The sequence below is a fragment of the Seramator thermalis genome, from assembly GCF_004138125.1.
GTDB lineage: Bacteria > Bacteroidota > Bacteroidia > Bacteroidales > Dysgonomonadaceae > Seramator > Seramator thermalis.
Map to the genome: position 1 here is coordinate 1 of NZ_RXHS01000026.1, position 9,821 is coordinate 9,821.

Here is a 9,821-nt window from a genome sequence, read left to right on the forward strand (position 1 = left end):
CAGTACCGCTTTCAATGAATTGGTCTCGCCAAAGATTAATATCGAACAGTGTGACTCCGTATTCACGAGTAATCAACTCCGGATCTTCTCCACGCAACAAGGATAAAACTATTTCAGCCTTGATTTTCGATGTAATATTCTTCCTCTTTTCCATAACAGTTGTAAAAATAACTTTTATTTTTTACTGCTCGGTTTTTTTGAGGGCTAATATATTTTTTGTACTTTTGTCATAAACTAAATCATTTCATTATGTATTTCAGCAGACCTTGGACTTTTGTATAAGTGAGAGACAGTCCCTCCTTTTTTTTCTAGACGACTAGTCTATGATTTACAGCTACTATTTTATTCTAAAATCAGTGTCGTGATTTCATTGCTGTTTCTGATGGTTAATACTGTCTTTCACTTTCTGTGATTTGAGTCAAGTATTCATCCAAAAGAAATTAATAATGAAAAAAAATCGTGTTCCTGTAAGGTTTACAGGTCAACATTTTACAATAGACACCCGATTAATAAATGATGCTATTCGGCTGGCTGACGTGCAAAAAGAAGATTTGGTTTTAGATATTGGTGCCGGTCTCGGTTTTTTGACTGTTCATTTAGCTAAAAACTCTGACAATGTGATAGCTATTGAAAATGACAGGCGTTTTGTATCCGAACTCAGGTCGAAATTCGGATGTAATAAAAAAGTCAACATTGTAGCAATCGACTATATGCGGTTTTCGTTTCCGCAAAAGCATTTTAAAGTGGTTTCTAATATACCATACGGAATCACTTCCGATATTCTGAAATCGCTGATGTTCACGAATCTGGAATATTTTACGCAAGGCTGTTTGATTATGCAATTAGAACCCGCTCAAAAACTTGTTCAGCAAAAGTTTTTCAACCCGTATGTTGTTTTTTATCATACATTTTTCAGGTTGGAATTGATGTATGAAATTAGTCCGAAAAGTTTTCTGCCGCCTCCAACGGTTAAGTCGGCATTACTAAAAATCAGTAAAAAGAAGTGTGAAAATATCGGTGTCGAGATGAAAGAAAAATATCTTGATTTTCTTTATTTTATGCTTCATTTCCCTGATTTGCCGGTACGTACGGCTTTGAAGAAAATCTTTCGTAAACAACAAGTTAGGGAACTTACTGAAAAGTCTGGTTTAAAGTTGGATAATTCGGTTTGCACGATGTCTGCACAGCAATTTTTAGAATGTTTTGTTGAAATGTTAAAAGTCGTACCCGATAAATTTCACCCAAAAAAGTAAATCCGTTTTTGTCAGAACAACGCTTTTTCATTTGAGGAGAGTGTTGTTTTTGCTTGCACATAACGGTTTGCGGCTTGGCGAAGGGCGGGATTTTTAGCGCAAATGTTCATTCGAAGCACAAATGTTGAACCTTGCAAAAATGTTTCTACGAAGCACGAAACCCCGCCTTTTGCCAAACCGCTGTTAGCAGTAGTGGTTCTTTGTTCGTCCGTCATTTTGATAGTTTTAAAATTTTAAATGCTCCTTGTCCAACAATGAAAAATACAATTGTCCCAACGATAAGGTCAGGATATTTTGAGTTTGTCAAGTAAACAAGTCCGCCTGCTATAATTACTCCAAGATTTACAATTACGTCATTGGATGTAAAAATCATACTTGCTTGCATATGTGCGTCTTTGCTTTTACTTTTTTGCAGTAAATACAAACAAAGTCCGTTGCCGATAAGTGCAAGAATTGAAATAATTATCATTGTCTGAAATGCAGGAATTGTTTCACTGCCTACAAATCGTCTGATTACTTCAATGAAACCGAAAACGGCAAGTGTCAACTGAAAATAACCTGCTGATTTTGCGATGTTCTTTTTTCGTGTCATTGTCCCACCAACTGCAAAAAGTGCAAGTCCGTAAACTATGCTATCGGCAAGCATATCCAAGCTGTCCGCCACAAGTCCCATTGAGTTTGAAATAAAACCTGTTGTCACTTCAAGAGCAAAAAAGAAAAAGTTGATAGCTAAAACTTGCCAAAGCAATTTTCTTTCTCGGTTAGTGTTGTCTGTCGTTGCTGTGTAATTGTCTGCCGAAACGCTGTCAATAAGTGAAGTGTCAAGTTTTAAGTTATCAAGTCGCTGAAAAATTTGGTCGTGATTGCCTGTGTGAAAAACGGTCAGTTGTCTGTTTGCAATGTCAAATTCTAACGAGTTGATGTTTGTCAAGTCGGCAAGTTTCATCCGTATCATTTGTTCTTCGGATGGGCAGTCCATTTTTGATATTTTAAATGTCGTTTTCCTCATTGTCTATTGTTGTCGGCTGGTGCGTCCTACCATTACTGCTAACGGGAAACGGCTTTATGCAGGTGGGAATTTTTAGCACTGAAGCTGATTAGAATTCCCACTGCTCAAATATACAAAAATGTTCATTTGAATTCCTTCAGCCCCACTTGCATAAAACGGGAAACGGCTTTATGCAGGTGGGAATTTTTAGCACTGAAGCTGATTAGAATTCCCACTGCTCAAATATACAAAAATGTTCATTTGAATTCCTTCAGCCCCACTTGCATAAAACCGATGTTAGGCGATCGTTTCTGTTTTAATTTTTCTATTTAATAATATAATTTTGTCTTTATTCTCAATTAGTTTTTTGCCTGTTGTACTTGCTTTCTTGACATTGCTAATATTTGGAATCTTCAATTTTCCTCGTGATAGTGAATACATCCAAATTAGGTCTATAACGTTCAGAAAGAGATTTATCCTATAGAATAAGGAAGGATTTTCTGTTTCAAACCCCATTTTTTCTAACGTACGGTTATTAAAAAAATAAGATGTTCCAACAATATTTACAGTTTCAGGTATATTCTTTTTCTCTATTAATTGGATAATATTCAACAAGCCTTCTAAATGATATTTTAACAGCCTATTTCTAAATTCAATCCCGGGTTTATTTGTGGTCATTACCATTAAATAATCAAAACTGGTCCCATTATGCAAATCTATTTGTTTGTCAGTAGCGTTGTAGCCCAGAAGCATCGGAGAATAATACCTGTAAATGCCAATTAGAGTACAAAATGGTGTAAAGGCAAATTGCGCAACAGGAATGTAGATAATAAAAAATAAGTAATACAGTGGTTGATCACTTGCTTTTATCATGATTATAAACATTGGAAGTAGCGCAATCAATAATAATAATATGGCAATAACCCATTGAAATATAAGTTTTTGTTGGTAAAATTTATTCATTTGAGGTGATTTTTTAAAATGTCGCCTAACGGTTTGGCGGTATGAAACGTTGGGGATTTCGGAGCTACTTCACTATCAAGGTGCACCGAACCTTGATGCGAGAACCGAGGCTCGAATAACCACTTAGCCCCAATGTTTTATAACCGCGTGTTGTGGTTAGTTTTTCTTATCTTAATAGTCCAATCATGCTTCCAAGTCCTATTCCAAAGTATGTTCTATCCTTATTTATTTGCAACATGGGTGAAATTGAAAATCCAAAATACCTTGTAATAGGAAATTCTATTTTAGGGTTGACAATCAGACTAACAGCTTTATGCTCCACATTATCATAGGAGTAATTCTTGGTCACAGATACAGTATTATTATTAATCTTTTTCCAGTTTTCAGGTTCTGTATAAATGGTATACCCCACTCCAAAGGAAAGGTTTGCTCTGATGGTCCCATTTTGATTTATTTTATAAATTCTTCCAATACTTGCTCCAAAATTTTCAAATACGTCAACAGGGCTATTTAGTCCCCAAACTAATATTCCAGTTACACCAGTGGTGAAATCTTCCGGTTGTGATTTGGGCTTTCTGAAATTTCCAGAGTATCCTACTTTGAAAGAGTATTTTTCTTTCAATACATAATTCAAATTCAAGTCCATTCCAACATAATTACCTAAGTTCAATTCACCTGTTGCATATACAGCATTGTTTTCGGCAAATTGAGCATTTGCAAAGTTGAATGAGATAAAACTCATTGCTAATAAGAAAATTTTCTGTTTCATTTCAATCTTTTATTACTTGTTATTTGCTATGTTTTTAATGAATGATGCTGAATATTCAAAAAGGTTTTGTCAAGTATGATTTATTTTAAAATTAACCACAACGTTTTGCGTATTGGCGATGGGCGGGATTTTTAGCACTGAACTTGATACGAAGAACGAAAGTTGAATTTTGCACTTCCGTTGATACGAAGCCGTTCAGCCCGCCTATTGCCAATACGATGTTATCGGTTCGGTTTTCTGTCGTCATACAATTTCTGCTTGCCAATATTCAAACGTTTTTGTTTGTCCGTTGTCCAAATTTATGTCGTATGAAATTTTGTTTGTCTGTGAGATTGAGAAGTCAATTTGTTTTTTGAATAAAACTCCCGAATACGAAAAAGTGTGATATTCTCCGTTTTCTCCGCAAATGTCAATGTCGTCAGGAAATGCGTTTATCGTATTTTCGTCTATGTCTTTTCCGATAAATGTCTTGTCTAATTTGTCTGCTTGCGTAACGATGATTTTTGATTTAATTCCTGACTTGAGGAAGTCGGAAATGATTTCGGTAGATGATTTGTCCCAAAGCGGTTCAACAACTTCAATTCCTAATGGGTTGAGTTTAGTTTCTCTGTAAGTTTTTACGTCCGCTAAAAAAATGTCGCCAAAAATGAAATGAGTAACGCCCTGCTTCTTAAAATACTCAACTGTTTCCTGCATTTTATTGTCATAGTTTTTTAGGTCTTTGGCAAATAATACGGTGTAAAGAGGAATACCAATACTGTCCGCTTGTTTTGTCAGTAGCTCAACAGGAATGGAATGAATTGAAGATGTCAGCGTTTCTTCGTTAATAGTTGTCAGCAATGCAACAACGTCAAATTCGTTGTCTTGTAATGTCTTTTGAAGAGCTAATGCAGAGTCTTTCCCGCCACTCCAATTAAATACTGCTTTTTTCTTCTGGTTCATTCTGTCTGTTTTGGTGTCGCTCTAAACTGACCGATAACGGTTACATGTATGAAACGTTGGGGATTGCGGGCTTCGTTCCTATCCACCGATACAAAAGCTGAAGCGGGATAGAAAACTTCAAGTAACCACTTAAACCCCAATGTTTTATACATGATGTTAGCATGCGTTAATTGTTCTCATTGATTTTCTTTTTAATGTCACCACCAATCAGTTTCCAAATGAAAAATAATACAAGTGGAGCAATCAAGTGAAAAATAAAGTCGACAACACCATAATCATCCATTTCAAATCCGTCATTCCCGAAAGGCCATAATCCATCTTCACCATCTCCATTTGCTATTAAAATTAAATGAAGAAAAAACCAAATTAGATAAAAAACAACAAATCCCTTGTTGTCATTAATAAATTGTTTGAATTTGCTTTCCATCTTTTGTTTATTTTAAGTTGTTAATCCAAGTTTTCATTTTTGATATTGCTTTTAAATCTGTCAGGTAGTCAACACCACCATTCATTGGGTCGAATGCAACAGGAAATCTTTTTTGAACCTTAAACCTTTCTTTCAATTCTGTAATAACATCTTCTATTGGCTTTGTTGTTAAAGGCACTATTGTACCAAATACATATTCACTTACTTTTGTTTTAAGTGGAAAAATTGGACAAATTGCTTCTAAGCCCTTTTCAATAATAAAAGGGACACCATAAATTTCTTTTGGTAGTGGTGCTTTAAACCAAAAGTCTAAGGGATAGATTACTTCAAAGGGATTTTTTAATTGTTGTCTGATTCTATCATATGAATTATCAAGAATTAATGAATATCCATATTTTTCAAAAGTTAGCAAATACCCTATCTTTAAAAGAGCGATTTGCAAATTGATAGGATTTACTTGTTTCTTGTCAATTTGTAAATTTATTATTGAGTCCTTTTTTGCAGTTTTAATATAGTCTTGCAGTTTAATAGGATTGTTGTTTTTATCCATATGGTATGCTGTCATTGTACCATTTTCATCTATTGAAATCTTACCTTGTATTGTACTACCATTAATTTCAAACTTCGCAGTAAATTCAATGTTAGGTAAAAACTTATGGTGGTCAAGTTCTTGCATTCGTTCAGTTAAATGTTTATCTATCTCGTGACCACATGTATTATTGCATTTTTTACAAGTCAAAATATTAGCTTTACCGCCAAGTGATTTTGGCGGGGCATCTTCAAGAGAAAGCGGATTTTGTAATGTTTGGTCTAATGCTGCTTCTGAAAATTGGTCTAAACATATAGGGCAGATATAGGTCCTATCGTATTTAAGTTCAATGTCAATTACAGAATTACTTTTCAGAAATATTATATTTTCCGAGTATTTGTCAAATATAAATTTCCGTTTTTTTTCTCCGTCTGTCATTGGTGTCGTATTTTTTAATGCATGCTAACGGTCGGAAGCTTGGCGCAGTGGCGGAATAGGAATCGATGTCCTTCGCGCGGTCACACCGTGAGCAAAAGCCGTTTGCGTTGCTAAATTACAATAAAAAAGCAAAAGCACAACGGCTTTTGCGGATAGAAATCAGAAAATTTCCAAAATCCATTATAACCCGCCATTGCGCCAAACTTTTTGTTAGCTGTTCGGGATTTCAATTATTTATCTATAATTTCCACGTTTGTATTAATGATTTCACAGTTAATCGTCTGACAATACCGTGTAAACACTTCCCATTTTCAGATAAATAGATATTGTCCTTTGTAGTCTCACTGTTACTTACTGCTCAAAATAAACCAAAATCAAGACGCAATCGCTTAGAAATAATCGAAAACATTATTTGAGGATATTTACTTTTTCCAAACAGTTCATAGTGGTGATTGAAAAACTTTACCTAACATAGAATACTTATATTCATCTTCTGAAATATCAAATAATGTTTCATCTATAATTGTTATGTCATCTTTTATTTGATTGCGTTTTGTATATATAGTTTAAGAGCTTAAAATGTTACTTTTGTTGCTTTTTATAAGCAAGGTTTATCAAAAGACTGAAAAAAATCAAAAACACTCCTGCAACCATAAAAGGTAACCAAACGCTAACTATCGAATCTGCTCGTTCGATATTTGAAATCATCCAAATAAGGCTAGATAATATCACTGCTATTCCTAAAAACAAATTAAAGCGCCTTGCAAATTCAACATTTTTATTCTTTACCATAATATTTGATTTATAATTGTTTGTATCATCCTAATTTGATTATTTACGAGCTTTTGCTCACTCCTGACAGCTAACGCACAAATATACGCAATAATATTAAAAAAACAATCATTTGTTTCAATAAAAATTAAAATAAGTCATACCTCTATGTGAATCAGTTGATTGAAAACAGATATTTTGTTGCGTATTTCGAATTATTATACTATCTTTCGACTCCAAAAGAGGTTTGAGAGTACATATTTAACATATCAGAAATACGCAGTTATGGATTTTAGAGATAAAAGATATCATTTTGAGCCGGGTGAATATAATGGCAAGCGGGTGATTTGGATTAGGTTCGAAAAAGACAACCAACTTATTTCCTATCTGCGCAATCATACAAAAGCAAGATGGTCAGCATCGGAGAAATCATGGTATATTACCGATAACCGATATTATCGTGAGTTGTTTGGTTTGAAGCCGGTGATTGCCGGTAAAGAAGTCCTGAGAAAAATTCATGCTAAAAACCTACCAGCTCTAAAACGGTTTCAGGAACAGATAATACTGAAAGGGTACAGCGAAAATACGCTTCGAACCTATACGCTGGAATTTGCTCAATTGCTGTACATCCTTAAATCGTATCCGGTTGATGAGCTTACTCCTGATCGGTTACGTGGTTATTTTCTTTATTGCCACCGGACGCTGAAGTTGTCGGAAAGTGAAATCCATAGCCGTATCAACGCAATAAAATTCTACTATGAACAAGTGTTACACCGTGAGAAAATGTTCTTTGATATTCCACGTCCCAAAAAACCGCAGACACTTCCAAAAATGCTCAATAAGAAGGAAGTGCAAAAAATTATTGAAGTTACCCAAAATCCGAAACATAGACTGATGTTGAAACTTGCTTATGGTATGGGATTACGTGTCAGCGAACTGGTCAGCCTGAAAATTTCGGATATCGACAGTACCGCCATGTTAGTCCGTATAGAACAGGGTAAAGGAAAAAAAGACCGTGTAGTTCCCCTCCCGGAATCAGTACTTGAAGATATGCGAAGTTATTACAAGGACTATCGTCCTAAAATATATCTCTTCGAAGGACAGCATGAAGGGCAATATTCCATCCGGAGTGCCCAACAAGTTTTTAAATCGGGATTAAAAAAGGCTGGAATCAAAAAACAAATCGGCATACATGGGCTGCGCCACAGTTATGCCACACACCTGTTGGAAACCGGTACTGATATACGTTTTATCAAGGATTTGCTTGGGCACCAATCCGTTAAAACGACCGAAATCTATACACACGTTACCGATCTGTCGAAGTCAAAAATAAAAAGTCCGCTCGATTCCTTGTAAGAATATTTATAGCGGAATAAGCCAGGCTGCATAAATATGGCTTGCCAGACCGAGTAACACAAACAGATGAAAAACGGTATGGACAAATTCCTTTTTTGCCGTGGTAAAGATACAAAAAAATCGATGGCATGACGCCAAGTAGTCATACTCAAAATAATTACCAAGCATAATACTATTTTTCCTGCAACTCCAAAACTTTATTCCACATATGGAGAGTTATTTTTTTAAACTTATCATTTTTTTTGTTTTTCTCTGCTCTAACGGCTTCGCAGATTTTGCCCTCATTATCTTCATCTACTTTATCTGCTGCCCGGTTGATTTAGTCCGTCTGTATTTAAATCGTTTTGTTCTTTAGCTTTTCCCCAAAGTTCTTCATCTGTAAGATTGGTCTCGACCAATTCAATGGGCATTCCTCCATCGTTTATAATGGCAACTTCATATCCTTCAATGGGCTCGTAAGGACCTAAAAGGGTTTCCTGACCTTGAATTGCTGTCATTAGATTTTCGACCTTGAAAGCAATGTGCGGATTATTTTTGTATTAGCCCGAAATAACCGAGCACTTTAATTGTATTTAATTTTTTTTATTACTTTTGTATCGGACAAGCTGATCCAATGGTGATATATTATACCGAAGGATTTATTAAGGGGGTGTTACTGTAAGTAATTGCCCCTTTTATCATTGACTGATGGGCCGTTTCATTTCTTCGTGGCATTGAGCCACTTGAAATGAGGACAAGCTGATCCTCAGGCTCCTTATTGCCCGATGGAATGTCATTGTTTTCTTTTCGCCGGCTTTCGGCGTACTTTTCTCTATATTCTACAGGAGAACAGTAATCAAGTCTATGCAATATCCAATCATAGTTGTAATTCTTAATGAATTGATCAATGCCGTTATAAGCCTCCTCGAAAGAAGAAAATGTTTCTATCTGCAGCACCTGTTCTTCCAGGGTGCGATGAAACCGTTCAATTACCCCGTTACACTCAGGAGAACGCACAAAGGCTTTGGACATCTTCAATCCCAAAAATTTCATTTCATTCATGAAATCAGCAGAATCATATTGTGACCCATGGTCACTTCTTAATTGTAGCTTCATTCCTTGACAAACATCTTTATATACCGAACCAAAGGTCTTTCGTACAGCAGCCCTAACTGATTCCATGGCTGCAAAACGATTGCCTTTTTTTGCAATATGCCATGAAATAACCTCATCGTTAAAGTGATCAATCACACCAAAGAACCAGTGCCACCCTGATCCATCAATCCAGAACTTCTTCCCATCTGTGGCCCACATAAGATTGGGTGCCTCTGTGATGATGGTACCATCATGCTCGCGTTTATTCGTCTTCCGGGGTCTCCTGTTGGGGCTAAGCAAGTTGTTTTCCC

Annotated in this window: 13 protein-coding genes; 2 read left to right on the forward strand and 11 right to left on the reverse strand. The window is 35.7% G+C overall.

From position 1 onward, the window contains the following. Positions 1–446: 446 nt before the first annotated feature. Entirely contained in the window at positions 447–1,253 is an 807-nt protein-coding gene (gene erm / locus EJN84_RS11950) for a 23S ribosomal RNA methyltransferase Erm (protein ID WP_129595643.1), read from the forward strand. An 11-nt stretch (positions 1,254–1,264) separates the two neighbouring features. Here the strand turns inward: erm and EJN84_RS11955 are convergent, their stop codons facing one another. The 9 genes from EJN84_RS11955 to EJN84_RS11990 all read right to left on the reverse strand — a co-directional run bounded on the left by EJN84_RS11955 (position 1,265) and on the right by EJN84_RS11990 (position 7,101). Beyond that, on the reverse strand, positions 1,265–1,468 hold the full coding sequence (locus EJN84_RS11955) for a hypothetical protein (RefSeq protein WP_129595644.1): 204 nt from the start codon (positions 1,466–1,468) through the stop codon (positions 1,265–1,267). Next, the gene (locus EJN84_RS11960; protein ID WP_101357660.1) at positions 1,465–2,262 is read right to left on the reverse strand and encodes a cation diffusion facilitator family transporter; all 798 of its coding nucleotides are present in this window, start codon (positions 2,260–2,262) and stop codon (positions 1,465–1,467) included. Before EJN84_RS11960 ends, EJN84_RS11955 begins: the two co-directional genes overlap by 4 nt. Before the next feature lie 276 nt (positions 2,263–2,538). Continuing rightward, positions 2,539–3,204 carry a hypothetical protein gene (locus EJN84_RS11965; protein ID WP_129595645.1) on the reverse strand — a complete coding sequence of 222 codons (666 nt, stop codon included), beginning with the start codon at positions 3,202–3,204 and terminating at the stop codon, positions 2,539–2,541. Between the two features lie 166 nt (positions 3,205–3,370). Then, positions 3,371–3,973 carry a hypothetical protein gene (locus EJN84_RS11970; RefSeq protein ID WP_165004337.1) on the reverse strand — a complete coding sequence of 201 codons (603 nt, stop codon included), beginning with the start codon at positions 3,971–3,973 and terminating at the stop codon, positions 3,371–3,373. Positions 3,974–4,216: 243 nt separating this feature from the next. Further along, entirely contained in the window at positions 4,217–4,915 is a 699-nt protein-coding gene (locus tag EJN84_RS11975) for an adenine nucleotide alpha hydrolase (RefSeq protein ID WP_129595647.1), read from the reverse strand. Further along, on the reverse strand, positions 4,912–5,067 hold the full coding sequence (locus tag EJN84_RS12310) for a hypothetical protein (protein WP_165004340.1): 156 nt from the start codon (positions 5,065–5,067) through the stop codon (positions 4,912–4,914). The genes EJN84_RS11975 and EJN84_RS12310 overlap by 4 nt, the downstream gene beginning before the upstream one ends. Positions 5,068–5,081: 14 nt before the next feature. Then, complete coding sequence (locus EJN84_RS11980) at positions 5,082–5,342, reverse strand: hypothetical protein (protein WP_129595648.1); 261 nt, start codon at positions 5,340–5,342, stop codon at positions 5,082–5,084. Between the two features lie 7 nt (positions 5,343–5,349). After that, positions 5,350–6,309, reverse strand: a complete 960-nt coding sequence (locus EJN84_RS11985; RefSeq protein ID WP_129595649.1) for a hypothetical protein — start codon at positions 6,307–6,309, stop codon at positions 5,350–5,352. A 582-nt stretch (positions 6,310–6,891) separates the two neighbouring features. Beyond that, positions 6,892–7,101, reverse strand: coding sequence for a hypothetical protein (locus tag EJN84_RS11990; RefSeq protein WP_129595650.1), 210 nt, complete (start codon positions 7,099–7,101; stop codon positions 6,892–6,894). A gap of 264 nt (positions 7,102–7,365) precedes the next feature. On the opposite strand from EJN84_RS11990, the gene EJN84_RS11995 reads away from it, so the two are divergent. Then, positions 7,366–8,436 carry a tyrosine-type recombinase/integrase gene (locus EJN84_RS11995; protein WP_091905394.1) on the forward strand — a complete coding sequence of 357 codons (1,071 nt, stop codon included), beginning with the start codon at positions 7,366–7,368 and terminating at the stop codon, positions 8,434–8,436. Positions 8,437–8,735: 299 nt separating this feature from the next. Here the strand turns inward: EJN84_RS11995 and EJN84_RS12000 are convergent, their stop codons facing one another. Then, positions 8,736–8,933 (reverse strand): hypothetical protein, encoded by a 198-nt coding sequence (locus EJN84_RS12000; protein WP_083710981.1) that lies wholly within the window; start codon positions 8,931–8,933, stop codon positions 8,736–8,738. 127 nt (positions 8,934–9,060) lie between these two features. Further along, a partial coding sequence (locus EJN84_RS12005) for a DDE-type integrase/transposase/recombinase (protein WP_238944021.1) occupies positions 9,061–9,821 on the reverse strand: 761 nt, incomplete at its 5' end.